The organism is Methylobacterium sp., assembly GCF_019745455.1.
Taxonomy (GTDB): Bacteria; Pseudomonadota; Alphaproteobacteria; order Rhizobiales; family Beijerinckiaceae; genus Methylobacterium.
On the sequence record NZ_JAIETD010000086.1, the window covers coordinates 1 to 20920 of the forward strand.

17 protein-coding genes and 1 pseudogene are annotated in these 20920 nt (G+C 62.8%); 7 read left to right on the forward strand and 11 right to left on the reverse strand.

Going from position 1 to position 20920, the window contains the following annotated elements; genetic code table 11:
* The first annotated feature begins 331 nt into the window (after positions 1-331).
* The gene (gene ctrA / locus K2Y56_RS17425; RefSeq protein ID WP_292510269.1) at positions 332-1033 is read left to right on the forward strand and encodes a response regulator transcription factor CtrA; all 702 of its coding nucleotides are present in this window, start codon (positions 332-334) and stop codon (positions 1031-1033) included.
* On the opposite strand, the gene K2Y56_RS17430 is transcribed toward ctrA, so the two are convergent.
* The 4 genes from K2Y56_RS17430 to K2Y56_RS17445 form a co-directional block, all read right to left on the reverse strand.
* The gene (locus K2Y56_RS17430) at positions 1030-2103 is read right to left on the reverse strand and encodes a hypothetical protein (RefSeq protein ID WP_292510306.1); all 1074 of its coding nucleotides are present in this window, start codon (positions 2101-2103) and stop codon (positions 1030-1032) included. The two genes, ctrA and K2Y56_RS17430, sit on opposite strands and share 4 nt — an antisense overlap.
* A 73-nt stretch (positions 2104-2176) precedes the next feature.
* Positions 2177-3484 carry a hypothetical protein gene (locus K2Y56_RS17435; protein WP_292510272.1) on the reverse strand — a complete coding sequence of 436 codons (1308 nt, stop codon included), beginning with the start codon at positions 3482-3484 and terminating at the stop codon, positions 2177-2179.
* A 3-nt stretch (positions 3485-3487) separates the two neighbouring features.
* Positions 3488-5644 carry an AAA family ATPase gene (locus K2Y56_RS17440; RefSeq protein WP_366849036.1) on the reverse strand — a complete coding sequence of 719 codons (2157 nt, stop codon included), beginning with the start codon at positions 5642-5644 and terminating at the stop codon, positions 3488-3490.
* Entirely contained in the window at positions 5644-7221 is a 1578-nt protein-coding gene (locus K2Y56_RS17445) for a DnaJ domain-containing protein (protein ID WP_292510275.1), read from the reverse strand. Before K2Y56_RS17445 ends, K2Y56_RS17440 begins: the two co-directional genes overlap by 1 nt.
* Positions 7222-7380: 159 nt before the next feature.
* Between K2Y56_RS17445 and K2Y56_RS17450 the strand changes: the two genes are divergently transcribed.
* The 4 genes and pseudogenes from K2Y56_RS17450 to K2Y56_RS17460 all read left to right on the forward strand — a co-directional run bounded on the left by K2Y56_RS17450 (position 7381) and on the right by K2Y56_RS17460 (position 10459).
* Entirely contained in the window at positions 7381-8025 is a 645-nt protein-coding gene (locus tag K2Y56_RS17450; protein WP_292510278.1) for a hypothetical protein, read from the forward strand.
* Between the two features lie 485 nt (positions 8026-8510).
* A pseudogene (locus tag K2Y56_RS26540) lies at positions 8511-9458 on the forward strand (hypothetical protein); the annotation flags it as partial.
* A gap of 339 nt (positions 9459-9797) precedes the next feature.
* Complete coding sequence (locus tag K2Y56_RS17455) at positions 9798-10154, forward strand: DUF2958 domain-containing protein (protein WP_292510312.1); 357 nt, start codon at positions 9798-9800, stop codon at positions 10152-10154.
* Between the two features lie 110 nt (positions 10155-10264).
* Positions 10265-10459, forward strand: coding sequence for a hypothetical protein (locus tag K2Y56_RS17460; protein ID WP_292510282.1), 195 nt, complete (start codon positions 10265-10267; stop codon positions 10457-10459).
* 408 nt (positions 10460-10867) lie between these two features.
* Here the strand turns inward: K2Y56_RS17460 and K2Y56_RS17465 are convergent, their stop codons facing one another.
* From K2Y56_RS17465 to K2Y56_RS26545, 4 genes are all read right to left on the reverse strand, one after another.
* A complete protein-coding gene (locus K2Y56_RS17465) occupies positions 10868-12076 on the reverse strand; it encodes a hypothetical protein (protein WP_292510284.1) in 1209 nt (402 codons plus the stop codon).
* Positions 12069-13967 carry a hypothetical protein gene (locus K2Y56_RS17470; RefSeq protein ID WP_292510287.1) on the reverse strand — a complete coding sequence of 633 codons (1899 nt, stop codon included), beginning with the start codon at positions 13965-13967 and terminating at the stop codon, positions 12069-12071. Before K2Y56_RS17470 ends, K2Y56_RS17465 begins: the two co-directional genes overlap by 8 nt.
* Complete coding sequence (locus K2Y56_RS17475; RefSeq protein WP_292510290.1) at positions 13964-15085, reverse strand: hypothetical protein; 1122 nt, start codon at positions 15083-15085, stop codon at positions 13964-13966. The genes K2Y56_RS17470 and K2Y56_RS17475 overlap by 4 nt, the downstream gene beginning before the upstream one ends.
* A 97-nt stretch (positions 15086-15182) precedes the next feature.
* Positions 15183-15686, reverse strand: coding sequence for a helix-turn-helix transcriptional regulator (locus K2Y56_RS26545; protein WP_366849039.1), 504 nt, complete (start codon positions 15684-15686; stop codon positions 15183-15185).
* Between K2Y56_RS26545 and K2Y56_RS17480 the strand changes: the two genes are divergently transcribed.
* Positions 15641-16126, forward strand: coding sequence for an NADAR family protein (locus K2Y56_RS17480; protein WP_292510293.1), 486 nt, complete (start codon positions 15641-15643; stop codon positions 16124-16126). The genes K2Y56_RS26545 and K2Y56_RS17480 overlap by 46 nt on opposite strands.
* On the opposite strand, the gene K2Y56_RS17485 is transcribed toward K2Y56_RS17480, so the two are convergent.
* The 3 genes from K2Y56_RS17485 to K2Y56_RS17495 form a co-directional block, all read right to left on the reverse strand.
* On the reverse strand, positions 16114-17073 hold the full coding sequence (locus K2Y56_RS17485) for a PfkB family carbohydrate kinase (protein ID WP_292510295.1): 960 nt from the start codon (positions 17071-17073) through the stop codon (positions 16114-16116). The genes K2Y56_RS17480 and K2Y56_RS17485 overlap by 13 nt on opposite strands.
* Positions 17070-18986 (reverse strand): hypothetical protein, encoded by a 1917-nt coding sequence (locus K2Y56_RS17490; protein WP_292510299.1) that lies wholly within the window; start codon positions 18984-18986, stop codon positions 17070-17072. The genes K2Y56_RS17485 and K2Y56_RS17490 overlap by 4 nt, the downstream gene beginning before the upstream one ends.
* Positions 18987-19779: 793 nt before the next feature.
* Positions 19780-20040: a helix-turn-helix transcriptional regulator gene (locus tag K2Y56_RS17495; protein ID WP_292510314.1), complete on the reverse strand. Its 261-nt coding sequence runs from the start codon at positions 20038-20040 to the stop codon at positions 19780-19782.
* 127 nt (positions 20041-20167) lie between these two features.
* On the opposite strand from K2Y56_RS17495, the gene K2Y56_RS17500 reads away from it, so the two are divergent.
* Positions 20168-20638 carry a hypothetical protein gene (locus K2Y56_RS17500; RefSeq protein ID WP_292510303.1) on the forward strand — a complete coding sequence of 157 codons (471 nt, stop codon included), beginning with the start codon at positions 20168-20170 and terminating at the stop codon, positions 20636-20638.
* Positions 20639-20920: the final 282 nt, after the last annotated feature.

A 20920-nucleotide genomic window follows, 5' to 3' on the forward strand; every position in this document is an offset into this window, starting at 1 on the left:
GGTGGCCGGCTTCGCCTCGGAACGACGGCCGGCTTCAAATCGGAATCCCCGGCCGGCTTCGTCGGAATACGCAGCGCACCTCGCCACCCGCAACGTTCGAGACTTCGTCGCGTGTGGGATCACCCTCATCGATCCATGGCGTGAGGGCTGAATAACACAGAGGGAAAGGCGCAGGGAGGACCGTTCCAGGGTCCATACCCGGGCGCTTAGGCCGAGGGTGAGAGCGCCTAGACCGAACCGCCACACAGCTTCGCGCTGCGCTGGAGCGAGGCCTTAACGGTTTGTTACCGATGTCCGTTCAGGATGCCGCAACCTTTGGAGGATCGTTCCCATGCGCGTGCTGCTGATCGAGGACGATACCTCTGTCGCGCAGAGCATCGAACTGATGCTCAAATCCGAGAGCTTCAACACCTACACCACGGATCTGGGTGAGGAAGGGATCGATCTCGGCAAGCTGTATGACTACGACATCATCCTGCTCGACCTGAACCTGCCCGACATGTCGGGCTACGAGGTGCTGCGCTCGTTGCGTGCCTCGAAGATCAAGACGCCCATTCTCATCCTCTCCGGCATGGCCGGGATCGAGGACAAGGTGAAGGGCCTCGGCTTCGGGGCGGACGACTACCTCACGAAGCCCTTCCACAAGGACGAGCTGGTGGCGCGCATCCACGCCATCGTGCGCCGCTCGAAGGGCCACGCCCAGTCGGTGATCACCACGGGCGACCTCATCGTGAACCTCGACCAGAAGACCACCACCATCGACGGTAACCGCGTTCATCTCACGGGCAAGGAGTACCAGATCCTGGAGCTTCTCGCCCTTCGCAAGGGGACGACGCTGACCAAGGAGATGTTCCTCAACCATCTCTACGGCGGCATGGACGAGCCCGAGTTGAAGATCATCGACGTGTTCATCTGCAAACTGCGGCGGAAGCTCGCGAACGCCTCAGGCGGCAAGAACTACATCGAGACGGTCTGGGGTCGCGGCTACGTGCTGCGCGAGGGGGTCCCGGAAATGCGTGCACTTGCAGGTTAGGCTGAACCCAATGCTTGCACGTCTTCGGTAATGACAAGCCGCGTCGCTCGCCCTGCCTCCCGGAGCCCGTCAAAATCGCCGTGATCGTCCGATAGCCAGAGTCGGGCCAGTGCGCACCAGAGATCCAATGGCGTTCGGCTCAGCGAAGCGGCCCGAGCCGCCAGCATCTCGCTCAGTTCGCGAATGACTGAGTGCTGATGTACGAGCGCGGCCTCACTTTCATACACCGCCACCGCTGACGCACCGAGGACGGCCGGTCGCAGCCGCAGCAAGACTGTTTGCACGCGCCGCTGCGTCTCACGCGCGTCGTCCATCAGAGGAAGTATCAGCGCCTCCAGCGGCGGTTCATTCGCAGACAGCGCTGTTCCCCAGAAGGCTGTAACCTCCTCGACCCAGCCATGACCAAGAGCCTTCCGCACCCACCCCAGCGTCACGAAGGACAGGGCGGCGACCGCCCGCACAGCCGCGTGCATGTCCCCCACCCGCCCACCGGTCTCCGCGACGAGCACGTCGAGCGCCCGCTGGTCGATGCTTGTCCCAGCAGCGCAAAGCATCGCCTCTAGGGTTACACGCGCGTCCTCTCGGTCCAATGGCCGCAAGCGATACAATTCGCAGCGTGACTGTCCTGCCAGACGTACCTCCGCGAGCACCTGGGCCAGCAGGATGAACGTGATCGGGCTCTTCGGCTCCTCGAGAGTCTTCAGGAGCGCGTCGAACGCCCCGTTCGTGCAGCGATCCGCGTTCCCCACGACGATGACCCGCCGGGCTGCCACCGATCCAACATTCAGCTCTCCGACAAGCTTGCGCGCGGTCTTCTCATCACCATCCTTCGTCGCATCTAGCCACGTATAGCCGATCGGACGGCTTTTGATGAAGGATACGCACTGACCGCATGTCCGGCACGCCTCGCCCGCCTCGGTCGGCGTCTCGCAGAGCACGGCCCGGGCATAAAGCCGGGCAAGCGTCCGCTTGCCGACGCCCTTTGATCCGTGGAGGATGATCCCCGTGTCGTGGCGGCTGTCACGCACGCGCTCACGCAAGGCGGTCGCTGTCTTGGTATGCCCAAGCACCGTCGCCAAGCTCAGATCGAGCCACGCTCGATCCACGAGGGCGTCTGGTGTCGTACTGTTTAGATTTTCCATTTCACCGCCCTCCCGTCGTGTCCACCAGAGCCTGTGCATCCTGCGCCGCTTGTTCTTCCGCGACATCAGTGTCGCGAGACTTGGTCTCCGCCGCCTCCGCTTCTTCGATCGCCCGCCGGACACGCCGGCCCAAACGCAAGAGCCACGGGATCTTCGTCGGGATGCGGCGCAGACGCTCGTTCAGGGCTTCGAGCGTCGCCATCCGGGCCGGAGCCAGCGCGTCGGTCGGGTCAGTGGTCATGCGCCTGAGCGCGTCGTCCACCCCAGCCCAGGCGCCTACCAATGGATCCGTCTCAGCATCGAGATCGACTCGTGCCAGGAAGTCCCGACCAAGTTCGTCGAGCGCTGTGACAAGTCCATCCGGCCGTCGCCGATAGCCGTCCGCATCGGCGGCGGCAATCGCGTGGAGGCGCCCGTCCCAAGATAGCAGAAGGGCTGCCCAGAGAACGAGGTCGATCGCTCCGACTTGCTTCACTCCGGTCTGTCGCGCCGTATGAGCGGGCTCCTCAACGATGTTGAAGGTAACGCGGTGAAGCTCGTTGACGACGTCACGCGCCGTCCAGCCGTCGAGGGTGTGACGCTCGTCGAGGGTCCGCACGAGGTCGAACCGGTCCCAACCTCGACGACGCGCGAGGAGCTGACGCAGGTCACGCAGTGCCGAAGTTCTGCGCGCTCGTGTCGGATCGGGATAGAGGTCGTGCCAAACCTCCGGCCGGAAGGCATGGGTGACAGGATCTGTGCAGCTAACGACGCGAACATCGAAGGCATGGCGCAACTCGAGCAGCGAGTGCTTCTTGCGGCCCCGAAACTGGTCGAAGCTCGCGCAGAAGGCTGGATCCGCAAGCCAGTCGACGCCTTTCGCCAAATCGCTTGTCGCCTGAAACAGGCGAAGGGCCGGCTTCAGCGTCTCGCGCGTGACGGGTTCTTCGACAAGCACGAGGCCCGCCATCCGCTCGACCTCAGACCAGAGTGGTCGCGCCGACAAGGAACCCTCGATCGGAACGAAGAATGCGAAGCGATCGCCGGCCATCGCGATGATACCCGTGAGAATTTCATCAAGCTTGGCCGTGAGCACGCTCGAGGGGGTAAGCGCTGTCCAATCGCACCAGTAGATCGGCGTGAAGAACGATCCACCTCGTAAGATCGTGGCGAGTTCGTCTCGCTCGCAGCGTGCGAGTTCCCGGTCTTCTTGACTCGCGATTTCAGCGAGCGCCGCGCGCACCTGCGTGCGCAGGGTACCGGAGCGGTACCGATAGATGAGCGTGCCGGGGAAGGCGGGCTGCTCCGCGAGGAAGTCGATGTCGCGCATGATTCACACCTCCTCCGGGAGCCACCAGCCCCGCCATGCTCGTCGTAGCCGCTCCTCGGAAGGCCCCTGCCAGCTCGCAACAAGGTCTTCGCAGCGCGCCCGAGCCTCCGTCGTGTCGCCGTAGTCTTCCGCAATGCGTACGAGTGCCGCGGCACGCTCCGCCTTCGTTCGCTGCCGGTCCTTGTGCTCCTGCAGCTCCCAGCCCGAGCAGATGCGGTCCCATTGCCTAGCTGCGAGAGCGGACAGGAGCGGCATGCCGTTCTCACATGCCATCTCGACCGCGTGCGGTCTTAGCAACTCGGAGCGGGCGACCAGCGGCGCGGCAATCCCGCCGACGATCCGTCGCCGCGACCGGGCGATCTCGAGCAGGTCGAGAAGCCGGACCGGGGCTTCTTGGACCGGATCTCGATCCATCGCGTCCTCGCCAACCCCGGCACACAGGTCGAGTACGCTGTCCCAATGGAAGGTCAGGGGCTTTGCCCCGTGCGTGGCTGGCGTTTCGAACACCACCGCATCGCAGCTCGGAAGCCACGCTTCGCGCCGCCAGGAGCACGCCCACGTCGTGATCCGCGTGACCATATCCACGGACCGACCCAGTCCGGTCGGCTCTGGCAGATGAGCGAGAATATGCCCAACGACTTCGCCGTCGCGCGCAAGGTCGCGCTCGATCAGACTGAGTCGAACAAAGGGCCCCTTGCTCCAGCGCTCGACCTGCGCTTCCAGCGCTAGGCAGAACGCCGCGATAAGGGAGACAGACTCCGCTTCCTCCTGAAGGCCGAACAGGGCTGGCTCGATCCGCAGACGCGCGTTAAACAGCCGCCCGTGCTCCTGCATCAGGTACGAGGCAGACTCAATCACGCCGTGCGCGTCCCCAATCGTCGGAAAACGATTTGGCCCGCCGACTGGAGCGTGCGAGACCACCTGCACCTCGACCGCCGAAGGTGCCGATGTGACCTTGGCGCGTTCAGGCGTTCGGTCGCGGGTCTCGACCTGTCGCCCAAGTCCCAACACCGGCAATTCATCGTTCACGAAGTGGTGGAAGAGCGCGACACGCAGCTGAAGTGCTGTTTCGTCAAGATCGAGCGCCGCGGTTGACCAGCGTGCCATCATTGCTCGCCAGTACGGGGCGAGCGCGCCCATCGAAGCCACGCCGAGGCGCTCGCGGAAGGCAGCTAAGATCGGTGCGCGTTCAGATGGCAAGATCGAGGCGATCAGCGCATCGACGGTAATCGTCTGGCCCAGAACGTCGTTGTAATACAGACCTGTAAAGAGCGTCCGAAGCCAATCAAGCTTCACCGCGGCCGCCTCGTTCCAGGAGAACCAGGCGGCGTTCTGTGCCCCCGGATCGCCTGTGGCGAGCGCCTGAACGTAGGTGAGCAAACGATCGGTATGGTCGATGTCGAAGACCTCGCGCACCCGAGCGATGGTGACTGGACCGCCATTGGAAACGCGCACCTGCTCGAGCCCGTTGAGAAGGTCGCGAGGGTAGCCGTGCCGTAGGCCAGCCAGCAGCGCCAGGGCACCCGGCTCGTGATCAATGCCTTCAAGACAGGCGCAATCTGTGAGGAGGGTGATCGCCTCATCTGCGCAGAGCGGCTTGATCTCGAAGCTGATCAGACGCGATCGCAGCGCCGCCCGGATTTTTACAAACTCCGTCGTGGCGAAGCAGAAGATCACGCCGGGCTTTGGCTCCTCAACCATCTTCAGGAGGGCATCGGCTGCCTTGGCCTCCAGCGCCTGCGCTTCGTCGAAGAACAGCACGGTCCAGCCGCGACCTTTCGGAGATAGGTAGCGCGGGTGGATCCACTCGAGGACGGTCTCGCGTTCGCCCCCACGTCCGCTCGTGTCGTACTCGTGAAAACCCACTCCGGTTTGGCAAGGCTCACACGTCTGGCAGGGCGAGCCCTCTGCGGTCGGGGTCTCGCAGTTAAGCGCCTGCGCGTAGATCCGCACGAGCGAGGTCTTGCCCGAGCCGATTGCCCCGTGCAGCAGCAGCGACCGGGCGGCCTGACCGTGCTGGATCAGGCCGGAGAGGAAGCGGACCGGATGGGGCTGACCCTGTACCGCTTTGAAGGTGCGCGGGCGGTACTTTCCGGCGAGGTTCATGGACAGCATGGCGCGGGTCCCGGGCGTGAACGTTGTGAAGTGAACAGAGGTCATCACGCGACCTCCTCACAATCAGAGCTTGACAGCGCGTCGGTATCCCCAGACCCTGACGGGTCTGACGGGTCTGACGGGTCTGACGGGTCTGACGGGTCTGACGCGAAGACCTTCAGCGGGTAATACCAGCCCGACTCCTTTTTGATCCGGGGTCCGTAGGGTACGTCGGGGTTTTTGACGTGCCGCGTCATGCTGATCCCGAACAAGGTGCTGGTCATTACGCTGTTCATCTGCTCGCAAAAGAGGTCGTGCAGGTCGGAGGCGCGCGCTCCGTAGGTACTATTGACCCGCTTGACTCGCGCCGATGAGAGGTCAAGCTCAAGCAGCCAGCTCAGCATGGGGCCTGGTGGGCGACACATTTCTTGAAGCGCGACCAACGCTGGCAGGTGCGCCGCGACCGGCGCCGGCCCAAACACGTCGACCCCGCGCCAGAGCAGCACGTAGTCGGTTGCTTCCACCGCATCCCAAACGTTGCGATCGCCACCGGTCTCTTCCTTGCCATTGCGGAAGGCGAGGCTGGCGAAACGTCTGTTGCCGGTGTCGTCCGCGACGAGTGCATCGATCGTATGATTGGCCGTACCAATCAGTGTCGTGCGCTGCTCGTAGCCTTCGGTCATCGACGTGCCAAGCTTGCGCCGCCGCATGCGGTCGCCTGACACCAAGCCCTTCAGTGGTTGTACAAGACGTGGTTCGATCTGTTCGAGGTCGTCAACGAACAGCGCAGGAAAACGATAGATATCGCCTGATCGCTTATCTGCGAAATCCGAAAGCAGTACAGGACCGGCAAGTTCGCGCAGAGGCTCAAGGAATCTGCGTACGAACGTCGTTTTCCCCCCGCCCTGTACTGGGCTCCAAATAACCGGCATCAAGTGATGCTGAACGCTCAGGTTAAGAAGTTTACGCTTCACTTGCCAGATGAAGTGCTGCAGGCATGCGGTCGCCAGCACGGGATCGGTCTCGAACACGGCTTCGGTAAGCCGCGACCATACCGGCGCAGCGGTTTTCTGCTCCTCTGCAGTTGAGGGCGTCAGCAGGGGCAAGACGATGGTATTGCGGCGACCTCGCTGCTCTGCGCGCATCACAACACGGACCGCGCGCGTTAGATCACTTTTCGCGAATTTAATTCCACGAATGCGTGCCTCGCCGACAAGTTCGTCGATGAGCCAAGCGCCATCGACGTCCTCGCGGTTAAGGAATGCTACAATTGCGTTCGTATTGTCTGCTTTCAGCGGCGCGCCAGCCTTATGCAGTGAGCCATCGAACAGGATCTCATTCCCGTGATTTTCTAGGAAAGCCTGGACAAACTCTACAGCAGCATCCGTGGCTTTAGCCGTGCGTTGGGTATTCTGATGATCGTAAGCGGTATCGGCCACGTCCGCGCTCTTAAGGCCAGCGTGAACATGGCCGTGTTTCAGAACGTCATAGGCTTCTTGAACACGACGAAACTCCACATCGCTGCCGCTGCCGCTGAGATCGGGGTGCGTGGATTTGGCGGTTGCTTGATAGGCATCCTTGATCATGTCAATCGTGGCGCCGGGTTCTAGTCCGAGCACGCCGTAGGCTTCCTGTTGTGTCATGTTACTCTCGGTCCTTGTGGACTCGGACGGGGCCGGACGGGGCGTCCGGTTGTGCCCGTGAGGCGATGGACCAGGAGTAGCCGGTCAGGGACCCTCGCTGCGGAAACGGCGGAATTGTCCGGGGCGAGCGTTACAACCCGGCGAGAACAGGAGTCGGGTGTGGCGGGAGCGTATGTTGGGTTCTACTGGACGCTGCCAGTACCGCGTCGCGGGTTTCGGGCCTTGCCCAAGGACGTCGAGGCCGCCGCTCAGAAAAGCCGCACGATCCGCTATCAGCTCGAGGTGATCCGCCGCCACGTCCGCGAAGAGAAAGGCCAGCTCGTCGGTGAGGCCGCGTTCATGGAGATGGAGGCTGATCGGGGGACAGAGCAGGTCGAGGAGGAACTCGAACGCATCATTCGCCTCTGCGCGGCGCATAGCGCGACCTTGCTCTACGTCAATTTCTCGCTCGTTCACCACTGGCGCCCGCACGCTTTCATGCGGATGTACCTCGCGAACCACGACGTACCGCGCCAAGATCTGAGACCTGATCCGATCATGATCGAGGGTCAGATCTTTGACCCGGTCAAGCACTTCCGACGCTGGCAGCAGCGCCATGAGACCGAGTCGCCGGCCTTACGCGAGCGCGCGAAGATCGAACTGGTGCTCGCGGTGGACCGACTGGCTGAGGAGCCAGGCCGCTATCAGACCGCAGCGGACGACCTTAACGGGCGCGGCATCACCACCGGAACTGGTCGGCGCTGGACCTCTGAGGGCGTGCGCAAAGCCTACGCGCGGCAACAACGGGCTCCCTCAGACGATTAAGCGAGGCCGAACGTTCGATCGCGCCTAAAACGCTGAGGGGTGCGGCCTACATCGGCTCATGGGCCGGTGTGCGATGAGCTGCTCAATCCCGATATGATATCACTTCCTACACCCCCCCGGAGAAGACCAGCCACGGCCATGAGGCGACAGCTCGATCTCCTCACGAGCACTCTGGGTGAAATCCCCAACCGAACCAAGTGATCTACATACCTGCTAGCCGTGTCCCGAAGTCGATCATAGTCTCAGGAGCCGGGTCACAACCTATGCATCTCCAACACTATCTGAAATGCTGTCTAAATTCTATCTGAATACTGTTTAGCTATGGAAAATCGCAATCGAGAAAGTCGCTCTCCCCGACTGATCTAATGTTTCGCAGACCTGATCATTTGATCTGTTCGCGAAACGATCTCCGTCTCGCAAAAACTACGACCTCCACCTGAACCTGGATCTGCCCGCACAACCCGCGGCTTCATCCAGGATCAGCCATGACCCTCAGCCACGCACCCGTCATCCCCGACGTCGTCCGCCGGCAACACGCCGCCTTCATCGCCGGTGACACCCGCTTCGCGTCAGCCGCCCGCCTTCTATCCTCCCTCTGGCGCGCCGATCACAAGCTGCCCTGCGGCCTCCACATCGAACTCGGCTCAGGCACTAAGGCGGGCAAGACCCGCAAGCTCCGCGCCGGCTGGCGCCTCCGTTGTGAGGATGCTCTCGCCGGCCTGACCTTCCTCAGCCCCGACATCGCTGCCTACGTCCGCAAGGCTCTCATCCTGCGCGAGCTTGGCGCGATGTGGGACGAGGCCAAGATCCTCGGGCACCTCCTCTCGAGCCAGGGACTGGCGCTGAACCTCTTCGTGCCTATGGCCCTCGACCTCGATCTCGCCACCCAGGTCTGGTCGCGCCTGCTGCCGGACTTCGTCCATCAAGTCACGCACCTCAAGTTCGAGACCTCACCGGGGCGCGGCGACGAGCGCTACCTTCATGACGGCACCGCCTTCGACCTCCAGCTCGACGTCATCACTCCCGACGGCGAGCCAGCCTTCATTGCGATCGAGCTAAAATTCATCGAGCAGATGATCGGTCCGTCGGCTTCCGTCCGAGCCCGCTATGGCGAGGTCGCCCGCGCCTCTGGCCTCTATCGCTCCCCCGACGATCCACTGCTCTTCCGCCCCGGTATTGAGCAAATCCGGAGAGAGCACACCCTGGCTCAGCTCATGGTCGATCAGGGGTACGCCAGCCGGGGGCTCTTCATCCTCACCGGCCCCGCCCTCAATCGCAGGATTGGTGCCTCAGCCAAGGTCTACGCCAACACCCTCGTCACTCCGCTCGGTGCAACACCTGATCGAGTTGGCTTCGTCCATTTCAGCCTGGAAACCATTCTCGAGGCCCTTGCACACGCAGGGGCTGCCGATCACGCCCGGGCGGTTCATGCCCGCTACCTCGACTTCAACCGCGTAGCCGCCGTGGCACTGGGTGACCTTCCCCCCTCGCCCGAGCCGCCCAGAACGCCCTCTTCGCCGCTGGCGCTGCCCCCACCGCGCTCCGGCGGCATCCAGCACGGCCACCTTCATCTACGGCAAGGCTCCTGCCTCGCCCCAGGTCCGTGCCGAAGAACCGACGCTGATCACGCCATCGAGGAAAGTCGAGGGCCGGCGTTCATCCCCCCGGCGGAGCAGACGGCGAACGTCGTCACCCGTGGCGGTCACACCTCTAACCCGCCGTCCCCGCCACACCCGCAAGGCGGTCTCGAACATCGCGACGGGAGGCAACGCATGAGGCTCTCGCACCCCTGGTTCACCAAGGCACAACGCCGCCAGTTGCTGCTCAACGGCCAACGCTCCGCTGCCGGCAAGAACATCGACCCGCTGCCGGTGGTCAAACTGGCACTTTTCGACGCCGCCGCCACCTGGCTCTTGTCCGAGCTAGATCCTGCCGACCCCACCCGCGCCTTCGGCCTCTGCGATCTCGGGCTCGGGTCACCCGAGCTTGGCTACGTCGACCTCACCGAACTCGTCCGCCTGCGCGGCTATCTCAAGCTGCCGGTCTCACGAGACATCTACTTTCAACCTCAAAAGCCCCTCTCCGCCTACGCCGCCGATGCCCGTACCGCCGGAAGGATCATCGTATGAGCATGCCTCGCCATTTGGTTTCCGGCTTCCACCCACTTCAGCAAGCTGAAGCCGGCACAGCCGCAAACGTCCATGATAAGGCCTCCGAAATAGACCCCGGTGATGAGTTGGTGCCTCACGTCACGCACGATCCTGACAGCGGACTGCCTTGGCCTGATCCAACCGCGCCGGAACCTGACTTCATCACCCTAGCCGGGTACCTCTTCGAGGCTGCCGCCGAGGCGACCGACGGCTGCCTCGTCGCACCCGCCTTCATCTGCCGACACGGTCACCCCTCTTGGCTTCTGCGCCTCGGCGTCATCTGACCGTATGCCCCTCAGCGAGCTGGTCCACGAACCGGCTCGCCAATGATGCCGCCCTGCCGCCTCGTTGGCCTGTGAGCTTGCACCACGGCCCCGCCATATCACCTTGCCTCCTTCAGGTACGCCTCTTCCTCGCAATGGAGATAGTCTAAGGGGCGGGCCCAAAAGGGTTTGAGTAATTTCAACGGGTTGTGATTCTTTCGGCCGACAAGCAGCTGGAGGATCAGATGGCGTGGGACGCGCGTAGTCGTCACCAACATCGACGTGAGTCAGCCCGATATCCACCTGAGCAGATCATCGATAATGCCGTCAACCAGCACGAAGGGGCACATTGCAGCCTAGATGACGAACTACGTCACCTCGTCATCCGGCACCTCAGGCCTATTTTGTTTCAGTATTGTCGGCGGGATCCTAAGCAGGAGGCTTCACTACAATTTTGGCATCCGGAGTCGGGATCTCGTCTGCCTGAGTCGGCGCGGGAGCATCGAGCGTCTCCCACTCGCCACATATCCACATCGTAAATAGCTCGAACGGATCGTCCTCTTTCTGCGCCGGGTCGGCGTAGATAGCTGTCTCGATGTAGGGAATGCCCACCGTGAGTGGCTTGCCGGACACCTGACCGTAAACGTGGTCGTAGCAGGCGAGCAGCACAGCGATCGAGAGCAGTTTCGACGACAGCGGCGACACGAAGGCTTTGCAGCCACCTAGCTCGTTAAGGGCGCGCCGGTAGCGGTCCATCGCCTCAAATACTTGCTTGTACGCCTCGAAAGGATTGTACTCGCAGGCCAGCAGGATGTTCCTCGGTTCCACCTGGAAGGTGTCGAAGAGGATTTCGCGATGCTCGTAGATTATCTCGTCGCCCCGCCGCGGCTCGCGCGACGGGAAGGGTACTACAGGACAAATCTCGTCTGGGTTGAGGTGCTGGTGGATCTTGTCCAGTCGGTCCTTCTGGTTCTCGCCCAGCACGGGAAACCAGACATGAGGCAGGTCCTTGGTCGTCTGGGCTGTCAGCTGGCCGGAGAAGCCACGAACGAACGAGACCTGATCCCGGAGCGAGCCCTGGCCAGCGTTGTTGTCGGCGGTAACACTCTCAGCGGTCGCTACGTGCAGGTTCACGCAGCGGCCGCCTTTCGCTCGAGCCTCGTCGAGGCGCCGCAGCAGGACGGCGACGCTCGTCATCGCGACCATCCGAGGCATGGCACTTATGTCGACGATGACGTCGTCGAATTCAGTTGGGTCGCCAGCGGCTCTGAGCTGGGCGTAGGTTTCCTGCGTCGCGATTGGGGTCTCGAATAGGCCGCCAAGGTCGATCTCGATTTCCTGCATTCGCGAAGCGTCGAAGAGTTTGCCGAGTCGCTCGACGTTGAGATCCGTGCGCTGTCGGCGGACCTTAGTGTCGTCCTGGCCATTATGGAAGGCGAGCAGCCAGACGTGCACGTCGGCGCCGAGATCGCGCAGACGACGTGCGGTCTCCAGTGCGCGCACGTCAAAGCCCTTGCCAAGCACGAGTAGCAGCCGCCGGGCTCGTTCGTCGAGGTGCTGCTGCCAGAACCCGTCGAAGTCAGCGTCGCTGGTTAGTGAGTAGGGGTCCCACCTCATCGTGGCCGCGCTGTCAGACAAAGGTTGGCTCCTCCTCGCGCGCGCCGTGCACCTGCCAGGTGACGAGCTCCTTGAGCTTCTTCCCCCGCCAGCCGCCATAACCGAGGGGTAGGCCGAAATGCACGCAAAGCAGACGGTTAAGGTAGAAGACGACGTGCGTCTTGCCCTTGTTCTGGTGGTCGAGGCGCGGCACGAGAAGGTTGTGGGCCACGAGCGAGGTCAGCACCTCGCGCAGACCGCTGAGGTGCCGGATCTTCTCGTCGGGCGAGTCTATCAGGAATTCGCGATCCTCCATTGTGATCGCGACGCCAGTGACACCTGGGGCGTAGGATGCGCCCTCACGAAAGGTCTGGGCCTGACAGTGTCCGCCAATGCCCTCGAGCAGCATGCGCGCCTCGCGGCCGAGCGGCATCCGTCTCGTCAAATCCGTCCAGCGTCCCTTCGCGACCTGGCGGATGATGTCGTCCTGCCGCTCGGCGGAGAGCGGCATCGGCTTGTCGCGCAGATACTGGATCTTAGCCGAAATCTCCTCGAAGAGCTCTCCGCTCACCGAGAGGTATTGATCGACGTTGAAGGAGGAGACGTCCGCCAGCGCTTGGCGGCCGAAGTAGATTGGCGCCCCAATCTCCGTTCTGACGAAGTGCTCCGCGGCGCGTTCGAGCGCGCTGCTGTTCCGCTTGTCGAGCTCCTCGGTCGAGAGGGTAACGAAGTCGAACGCCTGCTGCTCGTACTTGCGGTCGCGTGCGATCAGGATCTCGGTCACTCGCCACTGGATGGCGCGCTCGATGGGATTGCCTCGCTTATTGCGCGCCTCCTCGAGCCAGAGGTGGTAGCGCGGGCTCCTTCCACGCCCTGCCAGGATGCGCGCCTCAATGTCCACGCACGCTTGGCCGAATGCCTGGCTCCACGTCGCTAGGTCGTCGCTGTCCGAGATGAGTGAGAAGAGGTCGCGGTCGCCGAAGTTGTCGGCCTTGGCGGCGCGGAGCTTCGCGATGTTCTCGACGAACTTGGTGTAGCCCGTGCCTCGCCGGTCGCTCCACTGACGCTCGAGCTGGATGACGCCGCTGTAGTCACGCTCGGCGAGCGCCCCCTCTGATAGTAGATCCTTGTGGGTCAGCGTCTCAAGCCGTTCGGCGATCCAGACGCCGCACTCTTCGCGAGCGTTGGTGACGAAGTCGATCAGCGAGCGGCGCTGCCCAGCCGCGAGCGATTGCAACTCGTCGAACAGGAGGACGCGCTTGGCATGGACAATCCCGTGCCGACTGCTGATCCTAGCATTCGCGAACCACTTCAGCCCATCCAAGCGAGCGTGGCCCCCGCTGATCGGTTCCGGCTCACCGAGCACGTCCATGCGCCCGTAGAAGTCCGTTTCGATCCGCGACGCCCAGTCGAACAGCTCCTTTCCCGTCGCTTCCGCAGGGATGGTGTTCCCGGATTCTGGCTCCCAGGCGAAGCGGATCTGGTCAAGGTCGCTGGGGAAGGGCCGCTCGAGCCGCTCGAGGACGGCCCGGAGCGTTGCGATGACGATCCGGGAGTTGACCAGTTCGCGGAAGAGCGAGTTTCCGCGGTCGAAGTTGGCGAGCTCGCGGTACTCGTAGGTGAACTCGACCATCGTCCCGAGGATCTCGGGCCCCTTCGATCCGATTGCGTCCACCTCGCGCAGCGCCTCCCGGGTGGCCTTGACGGTCGCGCTGTTACTTGCGAGCGAGTTGGCAAGACTAAGCGGCCGCGGCGTGAGCAGCCGGAGGAACGACGTCTTGCCACCCCCTGGAGCGCTGCGCAGAAAGACGACGCTGCCCCAGGGTTCCTTCACATTTTGAAGCAGGTCGAGGGCTCCTGCGCCGAACAGCCGTACGAACTCCTCGTCGGTGGTCCCGCGCTGCGACACCCTGATGCGGAACGGGTTTCTCACGACTGCTGCAGCTTCCGGTGCCGGCTGACGCGCGGGAAGAGCCCGTGCACGCTGTGCACGTCCTCGGCCCAAAGGATGTAGACCGAGTTGTTAGGCGTGTTGTGGTTGAGCACGACCGGGAGACGCCCGTCGGCGTAGCCGTAGCGTTTAGTGGTTCCACCCACCGCGCCGTGCTTATCGTCGGCCTCCTTGTCGAAGTAGCGGTCGTCCGCCATCAGTTTGAAGAAGTCCGCGTCCCGACTTTTGTCGAGCGAGACGTCGCAGCGAAGCTCGCAAACAACGTGGAACTCGACAGTGCCCTTCGAAAAGGGGAGCTGAGCGAGGTTGTCGCGGATGTGCTTAATCGCCTGAGTGCTGGCGATGTAAGCAATGATGATCACGTTAACACCCGGCACGACGCAGGCGCCGAGTCCTTCCGGCTTCTCAAGATCCTCGATGATCTTCGGGATCTTGCCCTTCCACTTCTTCTTCTCATCGTCGAAGCGGATCGCGCTGGTGCCGCTCGCAGTGAAGTCGTCGAGCAGGACGACGTTCTCGAAGAAGGCGGCGTCGCCGGCTGGCAACGTGCCTGTCATCTCCAACAGGTCCTTATGCAGCTCGTCGACCATGTCCGAACTCTTCACATCGGACACATCGTAGGCGTGAAAGACTTGCTCGTTGGAGACAGCTGGGTTCGCGCGGCGGAACCAATCCGTGTGGGCGCCATCGCTCATGCCGAGGTATAGGGTGCGCCGGTGGAGAGTCTGGTACTCTTTGGTCGCAACCGCCGCCTTAATGCGCTCAAGCGACACGCCGCTGCGCTTGCAAGCGGTTGCGATAAGCTTTGGACGGATGATGGTCGGGAAGGTGAGCTCGACGAGGTGGTTGATCTCGCTTGCGCTAAAGAAGATCAGCCGGCTGCATACGAAGTCGTATGCGGTGCGCCGCTGGTGGCCGGCGTCGAACTGACTGAGCCAGAGGGCAAGGCTCTCGATGAAGCGGCGCCCAGGCGCGAACTGCTGGTACTCGTCGTACTTGTAGCTGGCGAACGTCTCAAGTCGCGCTCGCTCACTCGCCTTCTCCTGATCCGTCCAAGACATGATCTTAGCGAGGAGCGCTTCGGCCAATTCCTTTTTCACGCGACCGCCTCCGGACTTGGTCTCCGTCGGCAATCGCCCGGCCGGCACCTCCCATCTGAACAATACACGTTGACGTGTCGATTGCACCTGGAATTGTCTACGCGCGTGGCGTCCCAGACACAGAATCGTTCAAATTGGTTGCATCGGGAGTTTTGCGCAGACGCATCTGCGCGACCGCATCAATGACCGCCACCAAGTGCTCGGCGCCCTGCGGAGTCTGATCCCACGCACGCCGCAACGAGGCCTCTAGCTTCGCCCACGCCGCACGGGTCTTTGCCACACTCGCACTGGAGCCCTGGGCTGCCTCTTGCGGGTCAACGCCTAGCGCCTTGCAGATTCGCAAGACGTTGCCACTCATTGTCTTGAACTGCCCGTCAAGGATTCTGGAGGTCTGGCTGGGGTCCACCTTGGCCACTGCTGAGAGCTGACTCTGAGTCAAATTTGCCCGTGCTTGCTGCCGCGTGAGCTCACGCACTAACTTTTCCCTTTCAATCTGACTCGGCTTCATGCAAATTAGCATGCAGAATTGATGACGATTTGCAAGGAAGATCGCACGTGGCCGATGACGAAATCCGCTTCTACCGGGCGAGCGAGAGGCCATTCGGCGCGTTCAGCAATCTGTTCCGACGCCCAGTCGAGTTCGAGGGCGGAATGTTCGCGACGAGCGAACACGCCTACCAGGCGGGTAAGGCGCGCAAGCCGGAAGTGAGGGCTTGGGTGCTGGCGGCCCCGTCGCCGGCGCTGGTAGCCATGGCCGCGCATGGCCTCTACTACTGGGACATAGTACCTGGCTGGTCGCGCACGAAGTTCGACCGAATGCGCGGCGTGCTACGCGCAAAGTTCACCCAGCACGACGACTTGCGGAAGTTACTGCTATCTACAGGTAATGCGCGGCTCGTCGAGAGCGCCACTGTCGACAACGAGGTCAATCGCCTGTGGGGTGAAGTGAACGGTGAGGGGAGGAACATGCTGGGCGAGCTCCTCATGGAGCTTCGCTCAGAGCTGCGTCAGGAGGACGAGAGCGTTAGTCACGCAGCCTGATGCGGCCCCTGGGCCTCAGAGAGGATCGAGCGCACATGGGCGGCACCGCGCTCGCGGAACAGCCCGCGCGCGCCGACGTAGGCGCAGTTCGCCGCCGCCAGCCTTTGCCCGACGCTAACGCCCGACAGAATCGCCTCGACCGATAGCGCCTCAGGGCTGCAGGCGTCCGACTGAAGGATCGCGTCGAGCAATCCCAACGTCACCATATCTCCGGAACCGCACGTGTCCCGAACCTCGTCGGCACTCCACGCTTCGCAATGGTGGACGGCACCGGCGTGGCGCACCTCTAGGCCGTACCTACCTGACGTCACGATGCTGAAGGCATCCGCCCGCAGCCACGTTGCAGCCTCAGCCGCAAGTCGGTCGACCGAGTATTTGAAGATATGCGCAATAGACAGCGCGCGCTCGAACAGCTTCGAATCCGACACGCTAGACGGTTCGAAGTGGACGATCGCGCCGCCGGCGGCAGCCGCTTCCATAGCGTCGCAGATAGTCTCCGAAACCCGGTCAGCGTAGAATATCCGGCAGGTTGAGAGCACGGGCCTAGCCGACTCGAGCTCGTAGGGGGTGATCGGCTGGTAGGTGCCGAAACGCTCCGACGATTGCGGGCATATGAACGAAAATCGGTGCTCGCTCGAGTCGGGGTCGAGCATTTCGACAATGATGGGAGAGCGCACTTCTCCGTGTCTCCACACGAGCCGGGTATCGGCGCCAGCCAGCCGGAGGTCCCGCTTTAGTCGTGCGCCGACCGGATCCCTACCCAAGCGGATCAGCGGCGTCACCGAGCGACCGAGCATCGCAAGTGAGATAAGCACATTGCCGCATGATCCGCCGAGCTCCTCGAACAGCGGCTGCACCGTTCCGACATGGACGCGGTCGAGAGCAACTAGGCCGGTCCCCACCACATGGCCGAGACGGGACGCTGTCGTGCGCGCTTGGCTGCTCATGCTGAACTCTCGCCGACGGAGGCCAGATCGAGGCGAGCATGCCCGTTTTCGACGCGCAGCGCGCGTAAAATCCGAAGCAGCGCTGTCGGGCCTGAGGCGGAGCGGCCGAATAGCGACCACGATCCTCCCAGGTGGCCGCAGACACCGTCGACGCTGACGCTGGGCGCATTGGCGAGGAGCTCGGCGTCGTTGCCGCCAGGCTCACCACTGTCCCCGATTGCAAGGATTTGGGCATCGGCCGCCACGGTCGCGCGAATCCAATTCGATACCGACGTCTTGGTAGTTTTTGCAGGTAGGAGGTCGAAGCTATGGTGCGAGCTAACCGGCCTGATCCGGCCGCTAGCGACGGCAGGGAACGTCGCTAGCGACGCACAGAAGGTTGCAGGCGAGAGCACGTCCGAGTGGTTGATCGTGACCTGCACCTTGCCGCGCTTGAGCTTCACGCCCGGTCTGAGCAGAGCCTGATCCTCGATCCACGTGGCGGCGGATGCGAGGTCGGGGTTTGCCTCCGGCTGGTCCTGCTCGATGTCGATGCTAAGAGGACGGATGTGGCCGCCGTTGTAGTATCCGACTGTGACCGACGGGTGCAGCCGTTCGGGCAGCGCCTTGCGCAGCGCCTCACCGGCCGAGCCGCCCCGGCCCGTCGCGAAGCCGATCACAATCCCCGAGTCCGCGAGCCGGGTAAGTTCGGCGACGACCTCGTCAGCGGGCGGACCGAGTCGGGCTTCGGTGGTGACCACCGTCCCATCATAGTCGAGGACGAGGCCGCCGATGCGTGCCTCGGAGACTATGCCTAACCATTGGTTTCGCGCAAGTACTGCACCCATTGTCGGGCAGGTGGGATCATCGTGGAAGTGGACCGCATCGAGCTTATGGCGGACGGCTGGATCGAGCCTGTCAGCAAGGCGGGCGAGCCCTTGATCGCCATAGATCGCCTCGGCAAACTCGCCGCGACCGGGCTTGCCTGGATCTGTGCCGGTCGCCCTACCAAGCGCCCGCACGGTCGCCAACCCCTGGGCGACAGAGATCGCCGTGCGGAAGCGGCCGGCATGGCCGAGGTCGACTTCGCTGGCCCGCACCGACGTCGGAAGAGCGGCGCGGATGCTCTGCCAGATCTCGCGCGACATGGCCGTGGTAACGGCTATGACGTACATGCTGTCTGGATAGCGCGCTGCCCAAACGTGGCGCCCATGCGCGAAGTTGCGGAAGTCGACCTTCTGGATAGGTGCGATCCCGGTCTCCCAAAGCGACGTCTCGATGAGCGTCGCGATCGTCCGGCATTGCGGATCGTGGAGGACTACGACGGTATCTCCCGCTCGGAAAATGGAGCAGAGCGGGGCCTCGGAGGTAACGATGGCTTCGACCTCGACGGCGTAGCGCGCAATCAGGTCGCTCTTGCCAAAGCTTCTTGTTAGCAGCTCGCATGCGGCCAGCACGCAGGTGACCATCGCCACTAGGGAGTGGGTCGCGAGGAAGCCATCCTTTCGCTCCGCCACGGGAACGACGATCACCTGTGCACGGTCGTATCCGACCGCGGCGAGCGACGTCGCGCCTTGCGAGTTGACGGTGAGTAATCGCACCGTCTTGGCGGCGGAGCCCAGCGCCGCCGTGAACGCACCAGCGATGTCCGGATTATCAGCTCCAGCACTGAACAGCCAAATATCGAAGTCTGACCAGTCGTCCTGCGAGACAACGAATTCCATTGGGGTCTGCACGATCGTCACCCCGTGCCCCAGCGTTGTGCGGCATCGCGCGAAGAATTCGGCCATTATGGCCGAACCACCCGAGCCGATCGCGACGGCGGGCCGTCCAGTACCAGCCAGCAGCGCCGAAGTCATGGCTTCGAGCGGTCCATTCGCCCCGAGGCGGACGGTGAGGCCAAGTGTCGACAGCTTATCGTCGAAGATCGTCATCAAGTCCGTCCTATCAGCAATCCATAAACGATTGACCACCAGATTGGTCTGTGGGGGCGGGGAGCTGTCACTCCGGCGTGCGGACTTCCGAATCGGACAAAAGTTCTCTATACGTTCCCCTATGGTTTATCGATTCCGCGGTTGTGCGTTCCGCGAAGAAACCTTCACCGGAGACGCTTAATCTGGCGGTTGTCAGCGCTTCGGCCGCACCAGGTTCTGTTGGACGAGTGAGGCGCGGCGCACGCTGGCCTCGATTAGATGCTCTAAGATGCCAACCATCGCCTTTCCATCGTTGCCGACAGAGGGATAACCGCGATCAGGTTGCACAGCAGGAGAACCAGGTGCTCGCCGTTGCTAGCGTGGGACCAGAACTGACGTTCATCGCGTCACAGTCCGACAATTCGTCAATCCAGGCCAATCCCGACTGCGGCATAAACCAGGAGAAGGTGGCCCGCAGCACGTTCAGCATCGCCGCGAATGCGGTCCTCTCTCTAGAGGCCGCCGCTACCACGCGGTTCATGATGGGGACCATGGCATCGGTGTTGGGCCAGGCAGACTCGGCAACAACGGCTGCCACACGGCGAAGGGGTGACCAAGACCGTCGATCATGTCCTCTTCCTTGGTCATCAAGCCCGAAGCTGCCAGACGACCCCCAGGGACAGTGTGAGCTAACTATCCCTGCGAAGTCGGGTCGCGAGCAGCATGTCCGCTTCCGGGCAGGTGGCCAACTTCTGCTTCTGGCGCAAAGCTGAAACTACGACAGCGTTTGCTTCGGTGCCGCGCCTATCCATGATTAGTTCCGCCGTCGACCGCCGCGTAGAGGTTGAGGCGGCGGTTCCCCTACATCCGGTTGTAGGAATAGCTCAGCGAGTGGCACGCGAAGCGTCGTCGCGACTTTGTCGAGAAGATCCACAGTTGGGTTTTCTGTCTGGCGCTCCAGGCCGCCGAGATAAGCCCTGTCTACACCGGCATCCGCAGCCAAACGTTCCTGGCTGATGCCCGCGGCGACACGCACTCGGCGCAGGTTCCATGCCAGCAAGGCTCGTCCTGTCATCACGAGGCACAAGCAGCCTCGGTGCGGGCCTTAAAACCACTGGCAATAGCCACATGAATTACGGTATCTCGGCCGCAAGATCGGGCGGCTTTGCGTGAACCTCCGCCTGCAACACAGGAGGTGCCGCATGACCGAGACCAACCCGACCCCGCCCGGTCTGATCGCACGGCTGAAAGCCCGCTACGCGGAACAGGCGGCAAACCCGGATGTGCAGAAGGGACGTCGATACGCGGCCATCGTCGTCGCCGTCGGCGTCATCCTCATCGGCGGTTACCGGATCGCTCAGCGCCATAGCCGTGCCGACGACACCTCTTTTGCGAACGGTGTCATGCCAACCTGCGCCAGTCCGGTCGTGAAACGTCTGCTCAAAGACACCATCGAGGAAAGTCTGAGCGTGAAGCAGGCAAGTGCCGTGCTGCAGCGGACCGTCAGCGTGCAGGAGACGGGGTACGTCCCGGTCGGTGCCAAGGGTTTCGAGGTTCGGCTGTGCGAGGCCGACATCCTGTTCAACCTCGGCCGCCACGACGTGCCCTTCACCCTCACCTGGATCTCATCGGCCAAGGACGAACTCTGGATCGAAGTGCAGCTGCCGTTCTGAGCCTAACCCCGCTCAGAACCCCCATCCGATCCGAAGCCCCGCACTCACGATTCCGGTGACACAATGCTCCTGTCCCATCCTACCCTATCCCTCCGGCGGTTCCTGCAAGCCGGCACCGCGCTACTGGCCCTTGTTCTGACAGGGGTGACGACAGCTCATGCCACGCCCCAAGCCGCCGCGGCCATCGACGGCTACGCCTGCCGCCCAGGTCGTGTCCGTCAATGAGGTGGAAATTCGGGGTGGAGTTGGAGCGGCCATCGGTCAGGCGGCCTGAGGTGGAAT

Bases quoted from the DNA above. Each gene is read 5' to 3' on its own strand.
- K2Y56_RS17500 (WP_292510303.1), top strand. From the start codon at position 20,168: ATGACCGAGACCAACCCGACCCCGCCCGGTCTGATCGCACGGCTGAAA.
- K2Y56_RS17495 (WP_292510314.1), bottom strand. From the start codon at position 20,040: ATGACAGGACGAGCCTTGCTGGCATGGAACCTGCGCCGAGTGCGTGTC.
- ctrA (WP_292510269.1), top strand. From the start codon at position 332: ATGCGCGTGCTGCTGATCGAGGACGATACCTCTGTCGCGCAGAGCATC.
- K2Y56_RS17445 (WP_292510275.1), bottom strand. From the start codon at position 7,221: ATGACACAACAGGAAGCCTACGGCGTGCTCGGACTAGAACCCGGCGCC.
- K2Y56_RS26545 (WP_366849039.1), bottom strand. From the start codon at position 15,686: ATGGCCTCTCGCTCGCCCGGTAGAAGCGGATTTCGTCATCGGCCACGT.
- K2Y56_RS17435 (WP_292510272.1), bottom strand. From the start codon at position 3,484: ATGCGCGACATCGACTTCCTCGCGGAGCAGCCCGCCTTCCCCGGCACG.
- K2Y56_RS17490 (WP_292510299.1), bottom strand. From the start codon at position 18,986: ATGACGATCTTCGACGATAAGCTGTCGACACTTGGCCTCACCGTCCGC.
- K2Y56_RS17455 (WP_292510312.1), top strand. From the start codon at position 9,798: ATGAGGCTCTCGCACCCCTGGTTCACCAAGGCACAACGCCGCCAGTTG.
- K2Y56_RS17440 (WP_366849036.1), bottom strand. From the start codon at position 5,644: ATGACCTCTGTTCACTTCACAACGTTCACGCCCGGGACCCGCGCCATG.
- K2Y56_RS17485 (WP_292510295.1), bottom strand. From the start codon at position 17,073: ATGAGCAGCCAAGCGCGCACGACAGCGTCCCGTCTCGGCCATGTGGTG.